The sequence below is a fragment of the Myxococcus stipitatus DSM 14675 genome, from assembly GCF_000331735.1.
In the GTDB taxonomy this organism is placed as follows: Bacteria; Myxococcota; Myxococcia; order Myxococcales; family Myxococcaceae; genus Myxococcus; species Myxococcus stipitatus.
Map to the genome: position 1 here is coordinate 6,934,667 of NC_020126.1, position 20,742 is coordinate 6,955,408.

The 20,742-nt window shown below is 68.0% G+C and carries 15 protein-coding genes; 10 read left to right on the plus strand and 5 right to left on the minus strand.

Features of this window, described 5'->3' with window-relative positions; all coding sequences use genetic code 11:
- Nucleotides 1-70: 70 nt before the first annotated feature.
- The 3 genes from cglF to MYSTI_RS26530 form a co-directional block, all read right to left on the minus strand.
- Nucleotides 71-343, minus strand: a complete 273-nt coding sequence (gene cglF, locus MYSTI_RS26520; protein ID WP_044281416.1) for an adventurous gliding motility protein CglF — start codon at nt 341-343, stop codon at nt 71-73.
- Between the two features lie 123 nt (nt 344-466).
- On the minus strand, nt 467-1,918 hold the full coding sequence (gltE, locus tag MYSTI_RS26525; protein ID WP_015350887.1) for an adventurous gliding motility TPR repeat lipoprotein GltE: 1,452 nt from the start codon (nt 1,916-1,918) through the stop codon (nt 467-469).
- The gene (locus tag MYSTI_RS26530) at nt 1,918-5,484 is read right to left on the minus strand and encodes a tetratricopeptide repeat protein (protein WP_015350888.1); all 3,567 of its coding nucleotides are present in this window, start codon (nt 5,482-5,484) and stop codon (nt 1,918-1,920) included. The genes gltE and MYSTI_RS26530 overlap by 1 nt, the downstream gene beginning before the upstream one ends.
- 286 nt (nt 5,485-5,770) lie before the next feature.
- On the opposite strand from MYSTI_RS26530, the gene MYSTI_RS26535 reads away from it, so the two are divergent.
- From MYSTI_RS26535 to cutA, 3 genes are read left to right on the plus strand one after another with little or no spacing between them, the layout of a single operon-like run.
- A complete protein-coding gene (locus tag MYSTI_RS26535) occupies nt 5,771-6,427 on the plus strand; it encodes a hypothetical protein (RefSeq protein WP_015350889.1) in 657 nt (218 codons plus the stop codon).
- A 57-nt stretch (nt 6,428-6,484) separates the two neighbouring features.
- Nucleotides 6,485-7,447 carry an ATP-binding protein gene (locus MYSTI_RS26540; protein WP_015350890.1) on the plus strand — a complete coding sequence of 321 codons (963 nt, stop codon included), beginning with the start codon at nt 6,485-6,487 and terminating at the stop codon, nt 7,445-7,447.
- A 4-nt stretch (nt 7,448-7,451) separates the two neighbouring features.
- Nucleotides 7,452-7,778, plus strand: a complete 327-nt coding sequence (gene cutA / locus MYSTI_RS26545; RefSeq protein WP_015350891.1) for a divalent-cation tolerance protein CutA — start codon at nt 7,452-7,454, stop codon at nt 7,776-7,778.
- Between the two features lie 5 nt (nt 7,779-7,783).
- Here the strand turns inward: cutA and MYSTI_RS26550 are convergent, their stop codons facing one another.
- On the minus strand, nt 7,784-10,462 hold the full coding sequence (locus MYSTI_RS26550; protein WP_015350892.1) for an ATP-dependent Clp protease ATP-binding subunit: 2,679 nt from the start codon (nt 10,460-10,462) through the stop codon (nt 7,784-7,786).
- 223 nt (nt 10,463-10,685) lie between these two features.
- Between MYSTI_RS26550 and MYSTI_RS26555 the strand changes: the two genes are divergently transcribed.
- Nucleotides 10,686-11,090, plus strand: a complete 405-nt coding sequence (locus MYSTI_RS26555; protein ID WP_015350893.1) for a hypothetical protein — start codon at nt 10,686-10,688, stop codon at nt 11,088-11,090.
- A 267-nt stretch (nt 11,091-11,357) separates the two neighbouring features.
- Entirely contained in the window at nt 11,358-12,962 is a 1,605-nt protein-coding gene (locus tag MYSTI_RS26560) for a right-handed parallel beta-helix repeat-containing protein (protein ID WP_015350894.1), read from the plus strand.
- Between the two features lie 374 nt (nt 12,963-13,336).
- On the opposite strand, the gene MYSTI_RS26565 is transcribed toward MYSTI_RS26560, so the two are convergent.
- Complete coding sequence (locus MYSTI_RS26565) at nt 13,337-14,530, minus strand: aspartate kinase (RefSeq protein ID WP_015350895.1); 1,194 nt, start codon at nt 14,528-14,530, stop codon at nt 13,337-13,339.
- A gap of 226 nt (nt 14,531-14,756) precedes the next feature.
- Here MYSTI_RS26565 and MYSTI_RS26570 point away from each other — a divergent pair, with 226 nt between their 5' ends.
- The 5 genes from MYSTI_RS26570 to hppD all read left to right on the plus strand — a co-directional run bounded on the left by MYSTI_RS26570 (nt 14,757) and on the right by hppD (nt 20,712).
- Nucleotides 14,757-15,479, plus strand: a complete 723-nt coding sequence (locus tag MYSTI_RS26570; RefSeq protein WP_044900652.1) for an ATP-binding cassette domain-containing protein — start codon at nt 14,757-14,759, stop codon at nt 15,477-15,479.
- Between the two features lie 37 nt (nt 15,480-15,516).
- The gene (locus MYSTI_RS26575) at nt 15,517-16,320 is read left to right on the plus strand and encodes an ABC transporter permease (RefSeq protein ID WP_015350897.1); all 804 of its coding nucleotides are present in this window, start codon (nt 15,517-15,519) and stop codon (nt 16,318-16,320) included.
- 37 nt (nt 16,321-16,357) lie between these two features.
- Nucleotides 16,358-17,929, plus strand: coding sequence for a GldG family protein (locus tag MYSTI_RS26580; RefSeq protein ID WP_015350898.1), 1,572 nt, complete (start codon nt 16,358-16,360; stop codon nt 17,927-17,929).
- On the plus strand, nt 17,926-19,425 hold the full coding sequence (locus tag MYSTI_RS26585; RefSeq protein ID WP_015350899.1) for a DUF4340 domain-containing protein: 1,500 nt from the start codon (nt 17,926-17,928) through the stop codon (nt 19,423-19,425). Before MYSTI_RS26580 ends, MYSTI_RS26585 begins: the two co-directional genes overlap by 4 nt.
- A 216-nt stretch (nt 19,426-19,641) precedes the next feature.
- Nucleotides 19,642-20,712 carry a 4-hydroxyphenylpyruvate dioxygenase gene (gene hppD / locus MYSTI_RS26590; protein WP_015350900.1) on the plus strand — a complete coding sequence of 357 codons (1,071 nt, stop codon included), beginning with the start codon at nt 19,642-19,644 and terminating at the stop codon, nt 20,710-20,712.
- The last annotated feature ends 30 nt before the right edge of the window (nt 20,713-20,742 follow it).

The window sequence follows — 20,742 nt, forward strand, 5'->3', positions numbered from 1 at the left end:
TGCGTAGGGTAGTTGCTCGCTATGGACAACGCTCGCGCCGGCAGGTTCCCACCGGCGACCGGACGCATGACTACAGCTCGCCCACCGACTGCATGACCTTGTCCTCGAAGTCCTCGCGGACACGGATGAGGTTCGAGTGCTTCACCTTCTCACGCGCGTCGATGTACTCGCCGTCCGGCTTGGTGAGGTCGCCTTCGATGGTGTCGTCCTCGAAGTCGATGTTGGTGGTCTTGGAGTAGCGCACATTGCCCTCCGCGCCCCCACCTGCCGGCTTGGCGGCATCGTCCTGCGCGAACGCCGGGGACACCGCGAGCACCGCGAACAACATCAGAGCCTTCCGCATCACTGTCTCCCACGAGGACCCCGCCGGGTCCGTGCCACACGTCATGCCCACGACAGGGGCAGCACAGGTTCGCATCATCCCCCCGGCCCGCCACATCGAAGGCACCCGGGGACATCCCAACTTTCACAGCAGGTCGTCTTCAGGCTCACCCGGCTCGGAAGGATCCGCCGTGCCTGCACTCTTCTTCTCCTGAGGCGCGGGTGCGGGCGCCGGAGGAGGCGGGGTGCCGCCCGCCGGAGTGGCCTGGGCCGTCGTGCCCGTGCCCCCCGCGGGAGCCACCGCGCCCCCATTGGGCGCCGGAGCCGGGGCCTGCTTCTTCTCCGCGGCCTGCATCTGGGCCTGCTGCTGCTTCTGGAGCTCCTCCATCTTCTTCGCCTGCTGCTCGGCCATGGAGGCCTCGCGCTTGGCGCCGACGATGGCCTCCGCCTCGCGCAGCAGGCCGAAGACAGGAGACTCCGCCGACAGGGCCACGTCTCCGCCCGCCATGGCGATGTACTTCTTGTACAGCTCGACGGCGCGCTCCGGAGCGTCCTTCACCTTGTGGAGGATGATGGCGCGGTTGAGGCTCACGGCCGCGAGCTCCGCGTCCAGCTTCTCCGCCTCGTCATACTCCTGCATGGCCTTGTCGTACTGGCCCTGGCCCTTGTACGCGAGGCCCAGGTTGAGGTGCGCGACGGCGTTCTTGCCGTCCGCCTGCAGGATGCGACGCAGGTGCTCCTCCGCGCCGGGGTAGTCCTCCGAGTCCAGCGAGAGCTGGGCCAGCGCGACATGGGACGGGACGTAGTCGTCGCGCGCCTCCAGCGCCTTCTTGAAGGACACGCGGGCGCTGTCCGCATCCCCCTCCCGGAGCTGGATGACGCCCACCAGGTGGTGGAGCTCCGGGTCCGAGCCATCCAGCTTGACGCCGCGCATGGCCACCAGCTTCGCCATCGAGAGCTGCTTGCGGTCCAGGTTGCTGCGGATCATCACCTTCAGCGCGGTGGTGGACGTCGGGTCCCGCATCAGCGCGCCCCGGGACAGCTCCATCGCCTTGTCGTGGTCGTTCTGCTGGCGGTAGATCTCCGCCAGCCGCGCGCGCGACTGCGCATCATCCGGGTAGCGCTGGAGGACCTCCTGGTAGAGGGCCACCGAGCCCGCGACGTTGCCGGCGTTCTGCTCGATGACGGCCAGGTTCTCCGACGCCTGGCGCAGCGAGGGCTTCTTCGTGAGCGCGGCCTTGTAGCGGGCCTTGGCCTCGGTGAGGTTGCCCTGGCGCTCGGCGATGACCCCCAGGTTGTACTCGGCCTCCGCCAGGTTCGCGTCCGACTCCAGCGCCGACTTGAACTTGCGCTCCAGCGCCGGGTAGTCGAACGCCTTGGCCTTCTTCTGCGTGTCGAAGGACTTCACCGCGTCCTCGAACTTCGCCTTGGCCGTGTTCGAGATGGGCGCCGCGGGGGCTTCCTTGGTGGTCTGCGCGGTGGGGCTCTTGGCCGCCGCCGCCGGGCCCGCGGCCGTGGACGACGTGCAGCCGGCGGCCACGAGCGACGTGGCCACCAGGAGGGGGAACAGGCGCATGGTACGGGTCGTCCAGTTCATTAGAGGAAGTCCTCCGGCTCCTCATCCGCGCCCGCCGTCTTCGCGGGCTTGGTGCCATCCGAGGTGGAGGAAGTGGACTTGGTGTCCACCTGGGTCTCTGTCTGCGAGCGCAGCTGCGCGGTGAGGTCCGTGAGGTCCTCCTGCAGCGTCGCCTTCTGGTTCTTCTGCGCCTCGGCCACGGCCTTGGGCGCGGGAGGCGGCACGTCCTGGATGGCGGCCAGCACGTCGCCACCGATGATGTGCTCGCGGCTCTTCAGCGCGACCTTCTCCTCCGGCATGAGCGGGTAGCGCTCCGGCTGGTAGGTGGTGCGCAGCATCTTCAAGCTCTCCGCGGCGCAGTCGTTGAACACGTCCAGCTCGCGGCTCTTGGCGACCGTGGCGGCGAACGCCTCCGTGGCCTTGTCCTTGAGCGGCTGGGCCTGGTTGGAGAACTCGTCGCGCAGCGCCTGCTGGGACTCCTCATCCAGGCCTCGCGGCATGGGCGCGTTGGTGACGCGGTCGGCGAAGTGGTCATACGCCAGACCGATGCGGTTGAGCGCGCACAGAGAAGGCTCCGGAGCGCCCAGCGCCACCGTCTGCACGTACTTCTTCTCCACCACCTGAAGCGCCTTGCTCTTGTCCTGGATGCTCGCGCGGAAGCGGTCCGGCGACGGCGGCGCGCCCCAGTACAGCTTCAAGCGGCGGTACTCCGCCCAGTCCAGGTCCACGCCCAGGAACTGCGCCTGCGCGGCGGTGGCCAGGGCGTTCTTCTCCAGCGACGTCTGCACGCGGCGGGGCAGCTGGTCGAAGTGCTCGCCCACGCGCTTGTACATGCGCGTCACGTCGCGCGTCTTGTTCATCTTCTTGTAGAGGTCGATGATGCGCCCCTCGGCCGCGAGGAACTTGCTGGCCGAGCGCATGTTGTCGCGCTCGTACTCCTCCAGCATCTTGATGGCCCGCATCGCCGCGCCGCTCTTGCCGGTGAGGTCGATGATGGACAGGCGGATGTCATCCGCGTCCTTCGCCCGCGGCCACAGCTCCAGGTAGCGCTCGCGGTTCTTCAGCGCGGCCTTCGTCTGGCCCAGGCCCTCGCGGTAGGTGGAGGCGTTGAACAGCGCCACCTGCGCCTTGGACTCGTCCCACTTCTGCGGCACCGCGGGCTTGTCGTCACCGGCATCCTTCTTCTTGCCCTTCGACCTGCCAGCGCCCTTCTCCGTCACGCTGCGCTCGTAGCCGCGGACGTACAGCTCGTAGGTCCCCGCGGCCTGCTCGAAGTCGCCGATGGCCTCCAGCGCTTCCGCGTTGGCGTAGATGGAATCCGGCACGTACTTGGAGCGCGGATACTGGGCAAAGAGGCGCGCGCGCACCTCGATGGTCTTATCCAGCATCTTCGCTTTGTAGTAGTCGACGGACGCGTTGTAGAGCGCCAGGTCGGCGATCTCCGTCTGCGGGAAGTCGTGCACGAAGTTGAGGTAGGCCTCGGCGGCCTTGGCGAACTCCTTCTTCTCCTCCAACTGGCTGACCAGCTTGAAGGACGACTGCTCGATGAGCTTGGCCAGGTCGTCGCGGAACTTGCCCGTCGCCAGCTTGTCGTTGGCGTAGAAGCGCCGCGCCCACTCGTTCACCTTCGCGAAGTCCTGCAGCAAGTTGTACGAGTCCAGGATGAGGTTGGCGCTGATCTCCGCCGCGCGCGAGCCGTCCTCGAACTTGTACTCGGGGTAGCCCAGGGCGATTTCGCTGAAGCGCAGCACCGCCTCGTCGAAGTGGTTGTGGCGGTAGTAGATGTTGGCCGCCTTGAAGGCGATCTCCACCCGCTTCTCCCCCTTCGGCACGTACTTGAGGTAGCGCTCGCACGCGTCGAGCAGCGCCTTCTTCAGCGTGGGGATGGTGGCCTTCTTGGTGATGTCGGAGCTCACCGCCTCGGTCTTCGCCTCGCCACGCGACTCGGCGGCCTTGACCACCTCGTCGTAGGCCAGCACGGCGTTGTACGAGGCATTCGGCAGCCACTTGCCCGGCTTGCCCGGCTTCGCCTTGCCCTTGTCGTCCTTGGCCTCCAGCACCTTGGCGTCCTGGAGCACGACGAGCGTGTAGTTGGCGGCGGCCTTCTCGAAGTTCTGCAGGTTGTCGTTGAGGAGCTCCGCCCAGAAGAAGCGCAGGTCGTACGCCTTGGGGTTCTCCGGGAACAACGTGAGGTAGTCGCTGTACACCGCGTCCGCGTAACGGAACGTCTCCTCGTTGCGCGTCTTCTTGCCCTCGTTGTGCCAGGTGACGGCCAGGTTGGACAGGGTGCGCTCGGACAGCTCCTTCGCCTCCGCGAGCAGCTTCTTGTCCTTGTCGTCCTTGATGACGCCGGAGCTCTCGACCTCCTTCATGATCTTCACGAGCCGGCGCACCTGGGCCACGGTGCGCTCCTTGTTGCCCATGCGAAGGATGCAGTCGACGATCTTCCCCTGGAAGCCGGGCGCCTCCGGCGACAGCGGCTTCTCCTTGATGAGGGAGTTGAAGGTGATGGCCGCTTCGCGGTCCTTGCCGTCGCCGTAGTAGAGGTTGGCCAGCTGCTTCATCATCGTGAAGCGGTCGTCGGGGTTGGAGGCCACCTTGCCGAAGTCGGCACGGGCCTGCGCCACGTCGCCCTGGTGCGAGTACGCACGCACGTAGTCGGTGCGCGCCTCACGGACCAGCGAGCCACGGCCGCTCTTGCCGCCGTCCTTCTCCACCGCGTTGGCGCCGGCCAGCTCGCCGTAGAGCACCACCGTCTTGAAGCGGTCCTTCGCCGCCTCGTAGTCGCCCAGGTTGAAGTGACACCACCCCTGCTTGTAGAGCGCGAAGGCGTACACCTGGCTCTCGGGGAACTCCGCCGCCTTCTTGTAGGCGACGAGCGCCTTCTCCAGCTCCGGGCGCTTTCCCTTGGAGTTGATGAAGTAGTACTCGCCGAAGGCCAGGTACGCGTCCGGGATGAACTTGGACTGGGGATGCTTCTCCACCAGGCGCTTGAAGGCGACCAGCGCCTTGCGCTCCTGGCCCTCTTCCATCAGGTACTGACCGAGGAAGAAGAGCACCTCGTCCGTGCGCTCGAACTTGGGGTACTCCTGGACGATCTTCGTGTACTGCTCGACGGCGAGCTTGCCGTACTCCTTCTGCTTGCCGATGAGCTCCGCCTTCTCCGCCTTGGCGCGCTGCTGGCCCGCGGTGTCGTTGGCGTTCATCGCCTTGATGAGATCATCGTCGCGGCGGTTCGCCTCGAAGAAGTAGAACTTCGACTCCTCCCAGTAGAACTCGCCCAGCCGGAACAGGAGGCTGGGGACCTCTCTCGGGTCAGGAGAGAGGGAGATGATCTTCTTGAGCGAGGCGATCTGCTCGCGTCGCTTGGAGGCCACCTGCAGCTCCACGCCCAGTCGGAACTGGTCGTATTGGAGCGTGGGGGCAACCTCTTCCTTCTTCTTCTCGCGGGTGATGTCGCCAGCCAGGGACTTGTCCACCAGAGTGGCGGACTTCCGGCCGAGGTCAGCGTCACGCGGCGTTTTCTTCTCCTGCGCGGCGGATGCCGAGGCCAGGAGCACGAGGCAGACGAGGAGCGAACGGCGCATGGTCTTCCTAAAGCGAGGGGGACCGGCGTCCCCGGTTGCCATTCACTGTGGCAAGTGGCCGGGAATCTTCGGGAATTTCCATTCGGGGAGAACCACTATGCGCGGTTTCCTCGGGACGGGTCAACCCTGACTGGCTGGCTGCTCCAGAAGTGGAAAGCAGGCCGAAAAACTTTCAAATCTGCTGTGAAAATAGTGTCAAGAGGGTTGCCTTGTCGGACCCACCGGGTATGGGGGGACGGTCGGCCGGCTGTCCGGTCGCCCACCAAGCCCGGAGCCGTGTCGGATCATGAGTCTGTTGCCGGAGAGCGCCAGCTTCGAGGAGCTGGTGCAGGACTACTTCCTCGCGGTGCGCGGCGCGGGGCTGATGCTGTCGGCGCTCGACGCGGAGTTGCTGACGGCCTGGGCGCGGGAGGGTGTTCCCTTCGAGGTGGTTGCTCGAGGCATCTCCCGCTCCGCGGAGAAGGCGCTGTGGGATGCGCGCCCCGGTGAGCCCGTGCTGCGCAACCTCCGCGCGTGCCGCAGACAGGTGGACGCGGAGATCAAGAAGTACCGCTCGCTGGCGGCGGGTGCGAGCGCCCCGCCCGAGCCCACCTCGAAGCGTCGCAAGGCCCTGTCGTGGGAGGAGACGCGGCACACCCGGCTCATCGACGCGCTGGAGGACCTGGCGGGGCGTGAGCCCACCCTGGCGGCTCGGGTGACGTGGCTGCGGGGCACCGTGTTGGCGAACGTCCCACAAGAGCCCGCGGTGATGGATGCGCAGGAAGCCTTGAGTTTCCTGGCGTTGCTGCGCGCCCTGCCCTTCCCGCAGCGACGCGAGGTGTGGCGCGGCGCACTTTCGGTGGGTACTGAACAGCAGGTGATGTCGGTGCGTGCACGAAAGGTATCCCGGCGATTCCGACTGGTGGCGGCGGTGCGGCGGCGACTGGGCGTGAAGGAAGTCTGACGAGGGCGATGACTGCTCACGCGTTCAGTTTGCGATGAGGCAGCGAAGGGCTCTGCTATGGCGATGCGCGAGACGGGTGTGGGAACAAAGGCGAGCGGTGAGGTCTGCCGTGTCTGTGCCGGCCGGACGTATGTCGTCGAACGGCAGGGAGATCAGGCCCTGGCGCGCGTGTGCGGTTGCTCGGAGAACTGCCCCGTCTGCGGTGGACGCGGGCACGTGCTGGTGGAGCGCGAGGCCACCTTCAGCCAGAAGGTGGGGCCCCGGCGCTACGAGGTGATGGAGCCGTGCGGGTGCACGCTGCGGCGGCGACGGGTGGCCCTCTACAACGAGGTGCGGCTGCCCGGCGTGGTGGCGCATGCGTCGTTCGACAACTACCGGGCCTTCAACGAGGCGCAGGACCGGGGCCGCGGCGTGGCGATGCACTTCGGCCACCAGTTCGTGAAGGGCGCCACGTCCAAGGGCTTCATCCTGAGTGGCCCGGTGGGCACGGGGAAGACGCACCTGCTGGCGGCCACGCTGGGACACCTCGTCATCGAGATGGGGGTTCGCGCGCGCTACGTGGAGATTTCGCTGCTCTACGCCACCATCCGGCGCGGCTTCCAGGAGGGCAAGAGCGGCGGTGAAATCATCGGGCCGCTGTCGGAAGTGGAAGTGCTGGCCATCGACGAGCTGGGCAAGGGCCGCGGCAGCCCGTTCGAGATGGAGACGCTCGATGAGCTCATCGCCCGGCGCTACAACGCGGGGCGCACCACGCTGTTCGCGACGAACTACTCGCTGGAGCCCGAGCGGAAGGCGCGGCCCGGTGGCCCCACGGGCTACCGGACCACGGAGGATGCCAAGGCCGTGGTGAAGGACGCCGAGCTCCTGCGCGAGCGCGTGGGTGAGCGCATCTACAGCCGGCTCTGCGAGATGTGCACCTTCGTCGAGCTGCCGAAGGACACGCCGGACCGGCGACGCACGCGTCAGGAGATGGACTCGCTGCACCCGCCGCCCACCGGCATGCGCAGCATGGGACGCTGAGGCGATGACCGACGCCATCCTCGTCCTGGTCACCGCGCCGTCCAGCGACAAGGCCGCGGAGCTGGCTCGCACCGTGGTGGAGGAGCAGCTCGCGGCCTGCGGGAACATCCTCCCCGGGCTGCGCTCCATCTACCGGTGGGAGGGCAAGGTGCAGGACGACGCGGAAGCGCTCATCCTCTTCAAGACGCGCACGTCCCTCTTCGACGCCCTGCGCTCGCGCATCGTCGCGCTGCACCCGTACCAGGTCCCCGAGGTGCTCCGCGTCGACGTCGCGGACGGCCACGCGCCCTATCTCGCGTGGATTCTGGAGAGCACGCGTCCTTCGCCGTGACGCCCTCACACGGGGGGCGCCGCGGGACTGGGCACGGTCTCCTCGCGAGCCCCGGGCTCGGCCTTGAAGACGAAGTGCCCGTCCTGGAAGTCGATGCGGATGCGCTGGCCCTCGCTCACCTCGCCCCGCAGCAACATCCGGCTGATCTCCGTCTCCACTTCCCGCTGGATGACGCGCCGGAGGGGACGCGCGCCATAGCGAGGCTCGAAGCCTCGCTCCGCCAGTGAGTCGCGCGCCGCGTCCGTCAGCTCCAGGCTCAGGTTCTGCCCGTGCAGCTTGCGACGCGTGGCATCCAGCAGCGAGTCCACGATGCGTCGGAGCTGCTCCGCGTTGAGCGGATGGAACACGATGATTTCGTCGATGCGGTTGATGAACTCGGGCCGGAAGTGGCCTCGCAGCGCGTTCATCACCGCGTCACGCGCTCGCTCCCGCCCCGTGCGCTCCTCGTCCGCCGAGCGCTGGAAGCCCATCGCCGCCCTCGCCGCGCCCATGGCCTCCGAGCCCAGGTTCGACGTCATGATGATGACCGCGTTCTTGAAGTCCACCGTGCGGCCTCGGGAGTCCGTCAGCCGCCCGTCGTCCAGAATCTGCAACAGCAGGTTGAAGACATCCGGGTGGGCCTTCTCCACCTCGTCGAAGAGCAGCACCGAGTACGGCCTGCGGCGCACCGCCTCCGTGAGCCTCCCCGCCTCCTCGTAGCCCACATAGCCCGGGGGCGCGCCGATGAGCCGGCTCACGGTGTGACGCTCCTGGAACTCGGACATGTCCAGGCGAATCATCGCCGCCTCGTCGTTGAACAAGTAGTCGGCCAGCGCGCGCGCCGTCTCCGTCTTCCCCACGCCCGTGGGGCCCAGGAACAAGAACGAGCCGATGGGGCGATTCGGGTCCTTCAAGCCCGCGCGGGCGCGACGCACGGCCTCCGAGATGGCCCGGAGCGCGTCCTCCTGTCCCACCACGCGCTGCTTCAGCGCGTCCTCCATCTCCAGCAGCCGCTGCCCCTCTTCCTGCCGCAGCTTGCGCGCGGGAATCCCCGTCCACTCGCTCACCACCGTGGCGATGTCCTCGGGCGTCACGGCGGGCTCCGTCACCCCGCGCTTCAACTGCCACTGCGTGCGCAGCCCTTCCAGCTCCGTGCGCAGCGTGTCGATGTCCGCCTTGAGCCGGCTCGCCTCGTCGTAGCGCTCCCCCGCCACCGCCGCGCCCTTGTCCTTCTCCTTCTGGGCCAGCATCGCCTCCACTTCACCCAACCGGTCCGGCGCGGTGCGAGCCCCCAGCCTCACCATCGCCGACGCCTCGTCGAGCAGGTCGATGGCCTTGTCCGGCAGGAAGCGGTCATTGACGTACTTGTCCGAGAGCTCGACGGACGCCGTGAGGGACGCGTCGAGAATCTTCACGCGGTGATGCGCTTCGTAGGCATCCCGCAGGCCCCGCAGGATTTCGATGGCCTGCTCCGGCGTGGGCTCGGCCACCATGACGGGCTGGAAGCGGCGCTCCAGCGCGGCGTCCTTCTCGATGTTCTTCCGATACTCATCCAGCGTCGTGGCCCCCAGACACTGGAGCTCGCCTCGCGCGAGCGCGGGCTTGAGCAGGTTGGACGCATCCATCGCGCCCTCCGCGCCGCCCGCGCCCACCACCGTGTGGACCTCGTCGATGAAGAGGATGATCTGCCCCTTGAGGGCGCGAATCTCATCCATCAAGCCCTTGAAGCGCTCCTCGAACTCGCCGCGGAACTTCGTGCCGCCCAGGACGCTCCCGATGTCCAGGGAGAGGACGCGCTTGCCCTTGAGCACCTCGGGGACATCGCCCGAGACAATCCGCTGGGCGAGCCCCTCCGCGATGGCCGTCTTGCCCACGCCCGGCTCGCCAATCAGCACCGGGTTGTTCTTCGTCTTGCGGCTCAGGATGCGGATGACCCGGGTGATCTCCTTCTCGCGTCCGATGACCGGGTCCAGCTCTCCCGCGCGCGCGAGCACCGACAGGTCGCGGGTGAAGCGCGTGAGGTTCGGAGGAAGTCCCCCATTCCCCTGCCGCCCACCACCTCCCGCCGAGGGCACATTGGCCCCGCCCACCGACGCGGCCAGCCGCTTGCGCAGCTCGTTGACGTCGACGCCCGAGAGGAACTGCGCGGCGAAGCTCTCCCCTTCCATGAGGATGCCCAACAGCAGGTGCTCGGGTCCGATGAAGCTGTGCCCCATCTGGAGCGCCTGGAGCCGCGCAATCTGGAGCACGCGCTTGACGCCCGAGGACAACGCCACGCCCTGCGCCTTGCGCGGCTCGCGACGCGGCATCACCGCATCCAGCCTCGCCTCGAACGCATCCACGGGCGCTCCCGCCTGCTTGAGCGCCTCACGCAGCTCCGGGACGGAGTGCACCAACGACAACAAGAGGTGCTCGATGCGCATCCGCTCGTAGCCCGAGTCCAGCGTCATCCGCGCCGCGCGCTCGAGCACCTGCTGGGCCATCTCCGAGAGCTGCGCGAGCAGGTTCTCCCGCCCTCGAGGACGCGGCCCCATCATCTGCTCGACGAGGCTCTCCAGACTGCCGAACCCATTGTTGTTGTTGGGCAGCCCCACGCCCATCGCGCTCGCGCAGTGGTTGCAGAGGTTGAGGGCGGTCTCCTGCCCATTGGTCACCTTCTTGAGCATGACCGCGGCTGGGCGGGTCCGGCAGTTCTGACACAGCATGGTCGACGACCTCCGCGAACCACTTCGGGCAAGCTAGGAACGCCACGAAGGACGGAGCACGGCAGGCCGCCCGCACCCGGCGAGCACGCCGCCAAGGCCCCCACATCTCGCCCGGGAATGAGGCCCGCCAGGCAGGCCCTTCTCTTCCTACATGCCGCTGGGAGAACATGGCGGTCTGCCCATGCGCTCGCTCCCTGGCTCTCATCGGACACGGCGGAATCGGATGGCGACGGCCGCGACGCTCGCCGCATCGCTGCTGGCCGCATGCACCGCGAGGCGCGTCGAGACCCGGGACGAAGGCAGCCAGCGCATCGAGGACATCATCGGCCGCCCGGAGAGCGAGGAGCCCATTCCCGAGGGCCTCGCCTTCACTCCCGACACCGCGTCTCCGCCCATCAGCACGCTGGCCTCGAGTCAGTCGCCCGAGCCTCGCCCCTCCATGGAAGCGGACTCCCGATTGCCGTGGGTGCCGTACGCGAACGCGCCACTGCTGGGCCTCTGCACGAGCGCGACACGCGGCGCCACCTGGTTCTCCCCAGCGCCCCCCGCGTGTGTCCTCTCACCGGGAGCCATCCGCTTCCACATCGCGCCCAGGCCCGGCGGGAGCATCCCAGGCCTGCTTCCCTGAGCGTCGCGACGGCCTATCGGCTGCTCTGCCACGAGGCATGCGGACCCTCGCGACTCGGTCGGTGGACCCTCACAGTCTCGCGTCATTCGCACGCGCTCGCGTGTTAGCCACTGAACCCGAGCCACGGCAGCCCTTCACCAGCGCTTTCGCGCGGGAAGGCAGACAGGCCGCCTGCTGCACGAGGGAACGAACGGAGCGGCGAGCAGAATAGCGCTCGTCCCCACGAACGTTCTCGGCTCGCTCAAACCCCCAGAGGAGTCGACCCCCATGTCCACACTGCGCAGCCTTTGCCTCATCGGAGCCATTTCCGTGGGCGGACTCACCGCATGCACTGGAAACAAGGAGCCCCCCTCCGCCGTGGGCGCCATCCCGGATGGCACTCGCCCCACCGTGCCACCCACGCGGCCCGCGCCCGAGCCCACCCGTCCGCCTGTCACCACCGACCCCGAGCCCGGCGCTCCCGCCGAGCAGCCCGCATCCGTCCAGTACTCCCGCGAGTGGTTCGTCAGTCCTTCTGGCAACGACACCGCGCCAGGAACCCAGGACAAGCCCCTGCGCACCATCTCCAAGGCCATCACGCAGGCGGGGCCCGGTGAAATCATCCGCGTCCAGAAGGGGACCTACGCCGAGAAGCTGGTGTTCGACTCCACCGTGCGCGCCGGCACCACCAAGGCCCCCATCACCCTGCGCGGAGAGGGCACACCCAAGCTCGTCCCCACCGGTGACGGCTGGTACATGGCGCTCGTCCAACGTCCCAACTGGCGCATCGAGGGCTTCGAGTTCGACGTGCGCGGCCAGCGGCAGCTCGCGGTGACGTTCGCAGGTGACACGCAGGGGACGGTGCTCGCCGACAACGAGCTGCACTCCGGCACGTTCGGCAGCGGCATCAGCACCGACGGTGGCGCGCGCGGCGTCACCATCGAGAACAACCACATCCATCACTTCGCCCAGGGGTCCGACGACTCCCACGGCATCGTCATCGCCCCCACGTCGAGAGACATCACGGTGCGCGGCAATGACATCCACGACAACTCAGGTGACTCCGTGCAGTGCCTGGGGCCCGAGGGCTTCAGCAACGACACGCCCGCGAACGGGCTCGTCGTCGAGAACAACCGCATGTATGACAACCGCGAGAACGCGGTGGACCTCAAGACGTGTCACAACGTCACGGTGCGCGGCAACGTCATGCATGGCTTCGCCCGGACCGCGACGGCCCGAGGCGAGGCGGTGGTCGTCCACTACTCCGCGAAGAACATCGCCATCGAGGACAACGACATCTCCGACGCCACGCTGGGTGTCTCGGTGGGTGGCAACCGGGTGGGGGCGCCGCCGACCAACGTCTCCGTGCGCCGCAACCGCATCCATGACCTGAAGTCGCCCGAGGGCGCCGCCATCCGCATCGAGAACGGCAATGACGTGCGCGTGCTGCACAACACCGTGACGGGTGTGAGTGGCTTCGCGCTCGTCGTGGGCCACGGCACTGGTGGAGCCTCGTCGAACGTCGTCGTGCGCAACAACCTCTTCAACGCGCGCCACGCCGTCAACCTGGGCCCCGAGGCGCCAGGCCTGACGATGGAGTCCAACGGCTACCAGGCCGGCGCGAACTTCACGTTCGGCGACTTCTTCGCGCCCGCCAACGACTGGAAGGGCACGCCCCTCGCCACGTGGAAGCAGGAGCGGAGCCTGGATGTGAACTCCAGCGAGTCCGCCACCACGTTGACGGATTCGAAGTCCTTCACCCCTGGGGTGGGGGCGGTGGACCAGGGCATGGACCTGGGCCTGCCCTTCTGCGGCGCGGCCCCTGACATCGGCGCGGTGGAGTCCGGCTGCCCCGAGAACACCCAGGCGGCGACCGCCTCGCTCACCGAGTGAGGCGAGCACGTCCGAAGTCTCCGGCGGCGAAGCGGCTCCAGTCCGCCGGAGGTCTCCACCTGCTCACCGAGTGAGGTGAGCGCGTGCGAAGTCTCCGGCGGCGAAGCGGCTCCAGGCCGCCGGAGGTCTCCATCTGCTCGCCCAATGAGGTGAGCACGTCCGAAGCCTCCGGCGGCGAAGCGGCTCCAGTCCGCCGGAGGTCTCCATCTGCTCGCCCAATGAGGCGAGCACGTCCGAAGTCTCCGGCGGCGAAGCGGCTCCGGTCCGCCGGAGATCTCCACCTGCTCACCGAGTGAGGTGAGCACGTCCGAAGTCTCCGGCGGCGAAGCGGCTCCGGTCCGCCGGAGATATCCACCTGCTCGAGCGGCGAGGGCTCAGCTCCCCAGCAGCTCGCGGTGCAGCCTCGCCGTGAGCGGCTTGAGGTGCGGCTTCTCGACGAGCAGCGTGAGCTGGAGCGGCGACGTATGGGCCGCATGCACCTGGGCTCCCAGCTCCTCCGCCGCCGCGAGCGCCTGACGCAGCGGCGCCCAGTCCGCGTTGAGGCCCACGCCCACGCACGTGACGGTGCCCAGCTCCTCGCGCCAGGACACCGCGCCGCTGAAGCGCGTCGCCAGCTCCTTGCGCAGCGCCTCCGGTCCATGGATGTCCGCGAGCGGCACGAGCAGGTACGCGTGCCCCGCGCCTCCCGGCAACCCATCGAAGCCCAGGGAGCGGCCGCGCACGCCTCGCGCGTCCAGGAACTCCAGCAGCTCCGGCAGCGGGACCTCCTTCCCCGCGGCCAGCACCGCCAGCTCCGCGTCCGAGGTAACCCCCTTCACGCGCGTGTCCGTCGGCGCGGTCAGCTCGCGCACCAGCGTGCCGCTGCCCTGTGCATGCGCGGTGCGGGCCAGGATGGCGATGCCTCGGGACTTCGCCCACTCCACCGCCTGCGCGTTGAGCACCTTCGCGCCCGCGCTCGCCAACTCCTGCATCTCGTCGTAGCTGAGTGACTCCAGCTTGCGCGCGTCGGGCACCACACGCGGGTCCGCGCTGAAGATGCCGTCGACGTCGGAGTAGATTTCACACGCCTCCGCCTCCAGCGCCGCGGCCAGCGCCACCGCCGTCGTGTCCGAGCCGCCGCGCCCCAGCGTCGTCACTTCCTTCTTGTAGGACACACCCTGATAGCCGGCGACGATGACCACCTTGCCCCGCGCCAGCTCGTCATGGATGCGATACGGCCGCACCTCGACGATGCGCGCCTGGGCATGTGCGTCATTCGTGATGATGCCGCTCTGGCTTCCCGTGAAGCTGATGGCTGGCACGTCCATCTCCTGGAGCGCCATGGACAACAGCGCCATCGAGATGCGCTCGCCACACGTGAGCAGCATGTCCAGCTCGCGCCGCGCGGGGTCGGGCGACACCTGCTTGGCCAACGCGAGCAGCTCGTCGGTGGTGTCGCCCATGGCACTCACCACCACCACCACCTGGTACCCGGCGTCGCGCTTGTCCTTCACCCGGCGCGCCACCTTGCGAATCTTCTCCACGTCCGCGACCGACGAGCCGCCGTACTTCTGGACCACGATAGGCATGAGCGTCTCACTACCCTTGTTGGGTGTGTCCGGGGAACCACACCGATGGGGCTATTGCAGGAGCGCGGCCAGCCCGAGCAGCCCTCGGGCCAGGAACCGGACGTCGCCTTGACACCCCAAGGTCGCCCCCTATAGTCGACCGCGGTCTGCCCGGGCCGTCCGAGATACTCCTCCACGGCCGGCGGCCCAGGCTCGAGCGCGTCTTCCCTGGAGCCTGCCCATGGCGATGATTGAGGTGCAGCACCTCACCAAGCGGTACCGCGACCGCGTGGCCATCGACAACCTCACCTTCAGCGTGGAAGAGGGAGAAATCCTCGGCTTCCTCGGGCCCAACGGCGCGGGCAAGTCGACGACGATGAAGATTCTCACCGGCTTCATTCCTCCGTCGGAGGGAGTGGCCCGGGTAGGAGGCTTCGACGTCTCGCAGCACCCGCTCGAGGCGAAGCGTCACATCGGCTACCTGCCGGAGACCCCGCCGCTGTATCCGGAGATGACGGTGCGCGGATACCTGCGCTTCGTCGCGGCGCTCAAGCGCCTGCCTCCTCGAGGACTCCGGGATGAGGTGGAGCGCGTGGCGGCCCTCACGGGCGTCACCCATGTGGCGGAGCGCCTCCTCCAGAATCTCTCCAAGGGCTACAAGCAGCGCGTGGGCATCGCCCAGGCGCTCCTGGGCTCACCGCCCGTCATCATCCTCGACGAGCCCACGGAGGGACTGGACCCCACGCAGCGCGCGGAGGTTCGCGCGCTCATCAAGGGCCTCGCGGGCAAGCACACCGTCATCCTCTCCACGCACATCCTCCCGGAAGTGACGATGACGTGCGAGAAGGTCCTCATCCTCAACCAGGGGCGCATCGCCGCCTACGACGACCTGCGGAAGCTGGCCGGGACCCAAGGCACGGCCGAGAGCGCGTCGCTGGAAGAGGTCTTCATCAAGCTGACCGCCGCCTGAGCACGGCCCGCCCTCCCCCTCAAGGAATCTCCGGTTCATGCGCACTGCCCTGGCCATCGCTCGCAAGGAGCTGTCCGTCTACTTCACCACCCCGTGGGCCTATGGCGTCTTCACCGCCATGGCGGCGCTCTCGTCGTTCCTCTTCGTGAACCTGCTCGTGGAGTTCCAACTGAGACAGGCCGAGGCACGCGCCACGTCGTGGGAGCAGATGTCGCCGAACCTCCATGCGTACCGAAACCTCACCGACGGCGTGGTCGTCCCGTTGTGGGGCATCGTCATCGCCATCACGCTGTTCGTCGCGCCCTTCCTCTCGATGCGGCTGTTCGCCGAGGAGAAGCGCAACAAGACCTTCGAGCTGCTCATGACCGCGCCCGTGAAGACCATCGAGCTCGTGCTGGGCAAGTACCTGGGCGGCCTGGGCATCATCACCGCGACGCTGGGCACCACGCTCATCTTCCCGCTGCTGCTCTCCCTCCATGGCCACGCCGAGTCCGGCACCGCGCTGGACTGGACCACCGTGCTCCTGGGCTTCGGGGGCGTCCTGCTGTGGGGCGCCACCTGCATGGCGGTGGGCCTGTTCATCTCCGCGTTGACGGAAAGCCAGATGCTGGCGGCCTTCCTCACCTTCACGGTGCTGCTGCCGTGGATGATGCTGACCGGCGTCGCGCAGTCCGCGTCAGAGCCCCTGCGCTCCGTGCTGCTGTACCTGTCCTTCGACGCCCAGCTCCACGAGATGACGCGGGGCATCCTCGAGGTGAAGGCGCTCGTGTTCTTCACGTCCGTCATCGCCTTCTCGCTGCTGCTCACGCACCGCACCGTGGAAGCGCGGCGTTGGGCCTGATGCGGCCCGTGCTCGTGCGAAAGGGAAACCCGGACCCATGAAAGCGACCCACCTCGGCCAGTACCTGGGCGCCCTCGGGCTCATGCTGCTCCTGTCCAGCCCCGTCACGCTCTTCATCACGTCCGGCAGCCTCACCGCGGCCGTCGTCAAGGCGGGGCTCGGACTGGTGCTGGTGGGCGTGTACCTGGCCACCAACCTCGAGTCCTTCCGCCAGTTCGCATCGAGTCAGGCGAGCTTCGCCTTCCTGCGCTCCGCGCTCACCGTGCTCGTGGCGCTGTGCGGGCTGGTGGCGCTCAACTATCTGGCGGCCACGAAGGGGGCGCGGTGGGACCTGACGCAGGGGAGGATTCACTCGCTCTCTCCGCAGACCGTCACCGCGCTGGAGTCGCTGCCGGAGAAGGTCGTCGCCATCGGCTTCCTGCCGCCCACCCATGAGGCCAACGCCCTGCTGGAGTCGCTGTTCCAGCGCTACCACGAGCAGGCGCCGGAGCGCTTCGAGTACCAGCTCCTCGACCCGAGCAGCAGCCCGGAGCTGGCCGCGCGGTTCAACCTCCGGGCGGGGCAAGCCAGCGTCGTGCTGGTCCGAGGCGAGGGCCTCAATGCCCCGCACACCACCGCCGCCAGCGTCTCCGAGCAGGACCTGACCAACGCCCTCATCCGGCTGACGTCGGTGGGAACGCAGCGCGTGTACTTCATCACCGGCCATGGCGAATGGCCGCTCGAGAAGGAACAGGCGAATGCCGCGGACCCCGGCGCGACGCTGTCCGAGCTGCGCCGACAGCTCCTCCACGAAGGCTACGCCGCGGACGCGATGTACCTGGTGGGCACGACGGACATCCCGCGCGACGCCTCGCTCGTCATCATCGCGGGAGCGCGGGCCCCGTACACCGAGCCCGAGGTGGAGGTGCTGCGCAAGTACCTGGCCGGCGGTGGCCGCATGCTCTACTTCACGGACGTCGGGCTGGAGGATGGGCTCGGGTCGCTGCTGGCCGAGTACGGCATCCAGCTCGACGAGGGCGTCGCCGCGGACTCGCAGTTCAACAGCGGCAATCCGTACGTGCTGGTCTCCAAGTTCTACAGCAACCACGCCATCGTGAAGCCGCTGGTGCAGCGCAACCTCAACGTGCAGCTGCCCATGGTGCGAAGCCTCGGCGTGCTGCGGGAAGGGATGGCGCCAGGCGTGCGTGTGGAGCCGATGGTCCACACCTCGCAGAACGGCTGGGTGGAGACCACGCCCGCCCAGAACGCGGTGCCCTCCGATGGAGAGAAGGCGGGCCAGCTCACGCTCGCCGCCGCCATCACCCGCGACACGAGCGACACGCCCGACAAGCGCTTCGGCGAGGCGCGGCTCGTGGTGCTGGGTGACTCGGACCTGCTGCTCGACTCCAACTGGGGACATGAGCCCAATCGCAACCTGGTGATGAACGCGCTGGGCTGGGCGTCCCATCAAGTGGCCCGAATCACCGTGCGTCCTCCGGACCGGGAGGTGTCCACGCTGGAGCTGGACGCGTCCGCCGTGAAGCGCATGCGCTTCCTCGCCACCGACCTGTTCCCCCTCACCCTGATGGGCCTGGGCATCGCCATCTGGCTGGCGCGGCGGCACAAGTGAGCGCCGCGAGGAAGAGCCTGGTCGCGCTGCTCGTCCTCGGCGCGGGAGGGCTGGGCTTCTCCGCGTGGCGCGCGTCCCAGCGACCCTCGACTCCGAAGGCTCGCGAGCAGCGCCCTGCTTCCGAGCAGCTCTTCGCCCCGCCTCGAGCACCAGGCACCCAGGCGCCCGTCTTCACGCACATCACCGTGCGGGCCCAGGGAAACACCACCGAGCTGGCTCGCGAGCAGAAGGGCGAGTGGCGATTGGTGGCGCCGGTGAAGGCCCGCGCGGAGGCCGCCGCCGTGGAGGCCCTGCTCGAGACGCTGGGCAGCTCGACGGCCAGCCCCGTCGTGAACGAAGCCCCCACCGACGCGGACCTGGAGAAGTACGGCCTCCGCTCGCCCGTCTTCACCGTCACGGCCCGGGCCTACCTTCCGGACGCCCGCGGCGGCGGCGCCGATGACCCGAGCCGCCTGCACACCGTGACGCTGCACGGTGGCGTCGAGAACACGTTCGACGGCTCCGTGTACGTGCGTCGCGAGGGAGACCCCAAGGTCTACGCGGCGCAGGGTTCCGTGCGGTGGAGCCTGGACAAGGACACCTTCGCGCTGCGCTCGAAGGAGCTCCTGGGTGAGCTGGAGACCGCATCCCTCGTGAGCATCGAGGTGCGGGCGCAGGGACGCGGCTACCTCCTGGAGCACGACGTGGGCACGCCGCGCTGGCGGCTGACGAAGCCCGTGGCCGAGCGCGCGGATGAAGCTCGCGTCTCCGCGCTGCTGAAGTCGCTGAAGGAGCAGCGGGCGCTGTCGTTCCCAGAGGACTCCGCGCCCCTGCGCAAGAAGCTGGGCCTGGAGGCGCCCCTCGTCGATGCACGCTTCACCCTTCGCGAGGGTGAGCCGGTGCGCATCCGACTGGCGCAGGTGACGGAAGAGGGCGTGGTGCGCGTCCACGCGCTGCGGGAGCAAGGCGCTCACGCGGTGCTGGGCGAAGTCCCCGAGAGCGCGCTCACGGCGCTGGACGTCGACGTGCGCGAGCTGAAGGACCAGCACGTGCTGAGCTTCCGCCGTGAGGAAGTGCGGCGCGTGGTGTTCCATCCCGGCGGCGGTGCAGCCCCCATCACCGTGGCCAATCTGTCTCCCGGAGATGGTGGCACCGAGGCGTGGCACGTGGAGTCGCCGACGCCGGGCAAGGCCCAGCACTTCCGGGTGGTGTCACTGCTCCGCGCGCTGGGCGCACTCAAGGCGTCCGCCTTCGGCGAGGCGAAGCCCCGGAGCTGGGCGAAGTACGGCATCAGTGAGAGCTCCGCGGGCGTGCAGTTGCTCAATCAGGAAGGTCATGAGCTCGCGCGGCTGTCGCTGGGCACCCCTGTCCCGGACTCCGCCGACTTGAGCTACGCGCGCGGCTCCGGACCCGAGGTGCTGGAGGTCCGCATGGAGGGACTCGAGCTGCCGCGACGGGCCGAGGACCTCACCGACGCCCTCCCCGCCCCCGCGCCAGATGAAGCCGCGACCCCTTGATGTTGCGGTAACCCCGTAAGCCTCTCAATCCAGGATGTCCCATGTTGACGCGGCGCACTGCCCGTTTGACGCGGGACCCGTGCGCATTCACGCACCGCTTCGCCCTGGAGACTGTGGAGAAGACTGACAATCTCTGGCAGTTCTTTGTGCTTTCCTCCTCGGAAGCACCTGCCTACCTTTTGGTCACACTCGTAGACGATGTGCGGAGGCACTCTCATGGTCAGCGCTGCGGAAAATCCTCTTGGGCTGAACGGCTTTGAGTTCGTGGAGTTCACGAGCCCCGCGCCCGAGGCGATGATCAAGCTGGTGGAGGCGCTGGGCTTCACCGCCTACTCCAAGCATCCGACCAAGGAGCTGGTCCGCTACAAGCAGGGCGACATCAATCTGCTCATCAGCCGTGAGCCGTCCGGCCAGGCCGCCGACTTCCGGGCCGACCATGGTCCTTCCGCCAACGCCATGGCGTTCCGCGTGGGCAATGCCCGCACGTCCTATGAGCTGGCACTGGAGCGCGGCGCCATCGCGGCGGACCCGACCCAGAGCTCCCTGGGCGAGGGCTACTATGTCATCCAGGGCATCGGTGGCAGCCTGCTGTATCTCATCGACCGGCACGGGCCGAACGGCACCATCTACGACTCCTGGGAGCAGATTCCCGGCGCCGCGGAGGCGGAGGCTCGCAACAGCGTGGGCCTGGAGTCGTTGGACCACCTGACGCACAACGTGCGCCGGGGCCAGATGCGCACCTGGTCGACCTTCTACAACCGCATCTTCGGCTTCACCGAGCAGAAGTACTTCGACATCAAGGGCCAGGCCACGGGCCTGTTCAGCCAGGCGATGATTGCTCCGGACCGCAACATCCGGATTCCGCTCAACGAGAGCCAGGACGACAAGTCCCAGATCGAAGAGTTCATCCGCCTGTACAAGGGCGAGGGCATCCAGCACCTGGCCCTGTCCACCCAGGACATCTACGGCACCGTCGAGAAGCTGCGCGCTCGCGGCGTGCTGCTCCAAGACACGCTCGACACGTACTACGACCTGGTCGACAAGCGCGTGCCGAACCACGGCGAGGACCTGGCGCGGATGAAGCAGAACCGCATCCTCATCGACGGCAACGAGCAGGAGGGTCTGCTCCTGCAGATCTTCACCGAGAACCTCTTCGGCCCCATCTTCTTCGAAATCATCCAGCGCAAGGGCAACGAGGGCTTCGGCAACGGCAACTTCCAGGCGCTCTTCGAGTCCATCGAGCTGGACCAGATTCGCCGCGGCGTCATCAAGGTCGACAAGCGGTAGCCGTCAGCCCGACATCGGCGGAGGCATGCT

Coding starts and splice junctions, on each gene's coding strand:
- cglF (WP_044281416.1), bottom strand. CDS start 343: ATGCGGAAGGCTCTGATGTTGTTCGCGGTGCTCGCGGTGTCCCCGGCG.
- MYSTI_RS26555 (WP_015350893.1), top strand. CDS start 10,686: ATGGCGACGGCCGCGACGCTCGCCGCATCGCTGCTGGCCGCATGCACC.
- MYSTI_RS26570 (WP_044900652.1), top strand. CDS start 14,757: ATGATTGAGGTGCAGCACCTCACCAAGCGGTACCGCGACCGCGTGGCC.
- MYSTI_RS26550 (WP_015350892.1), bottom strand. CDS start 10,462: ATGCTGTGTCAGAACTGCCGGACCCGCCCAGCCGCGGTCATGCTCAAG.
- cutA (WP_015350891.1), top strand. CDS start 7,452: ATGACCGACGCCATCCTCGTCCTGGTCACCGCGCCGTCCAGCGACAAG.
- MYSTI_RS26535 (WP_015350889.1), top strand. CDS start 5,771: ATGAGTCTGTTGCCGGAGAGCGCCAGCTTCGAGGAGCTGGTGCAGGAC.
- MYSTI_RS26530 (WP_015350888.1), bottom strand. CDS start 5,484: ATGCGCCGTTCGCTCCTCGTCTGCCTCGTGCTCCTGGCCTCGGCATCC.
- MYSTI_RS26580 (WP_015350898.1), top strand. CDS start 16,358: ATGAAAGCGACCCACCTCGGCCAGTACCTGGGCGCCCTCGGGCTCATG.
- gltE (WP_015350887.1), bottom strand. CDS start 1,918: ATGAACTGGACGACCCGTACCATGCGCCTGTTCCCCCTCCTGGTGGCC.
- MYSTI_RS26540 (WP_015350890.1), top strand. CDS start 6,485: ATGGCGATGCGCGAGACGGGTGTGGGAACAAAGGCGAGCGGTGAGGTC.
- hppD (WP_015350900.1), top strand. CDS start 19,642: ATGGTCAGCGCTGCGGAAAATCCTCTTGGGCTGAACGGCTTTGAGTTC.
- MYSTI_RS26560 (WP_015350894.1), top strand. CDS start 11,358: ATGTCCACACTGCGCAGCCTTTGCCTCATCGGAGCCATTTCCGTGGGC.
- MYSTI_RS26575 (WP_015350897.1), top strand. CDS start 15,517: ATGCGCACTGCCCTGGCCATCGCTCGCAAGGAGCTGTCCGTCTACTTC.
- MYSTI_RS26565 (WP_015350895.1), bottom strand. CDS start 14,530: ATGCCTATCGTGGTCCAGAAGTACGGCGGCTCGTCGGTCGCGGACGTG.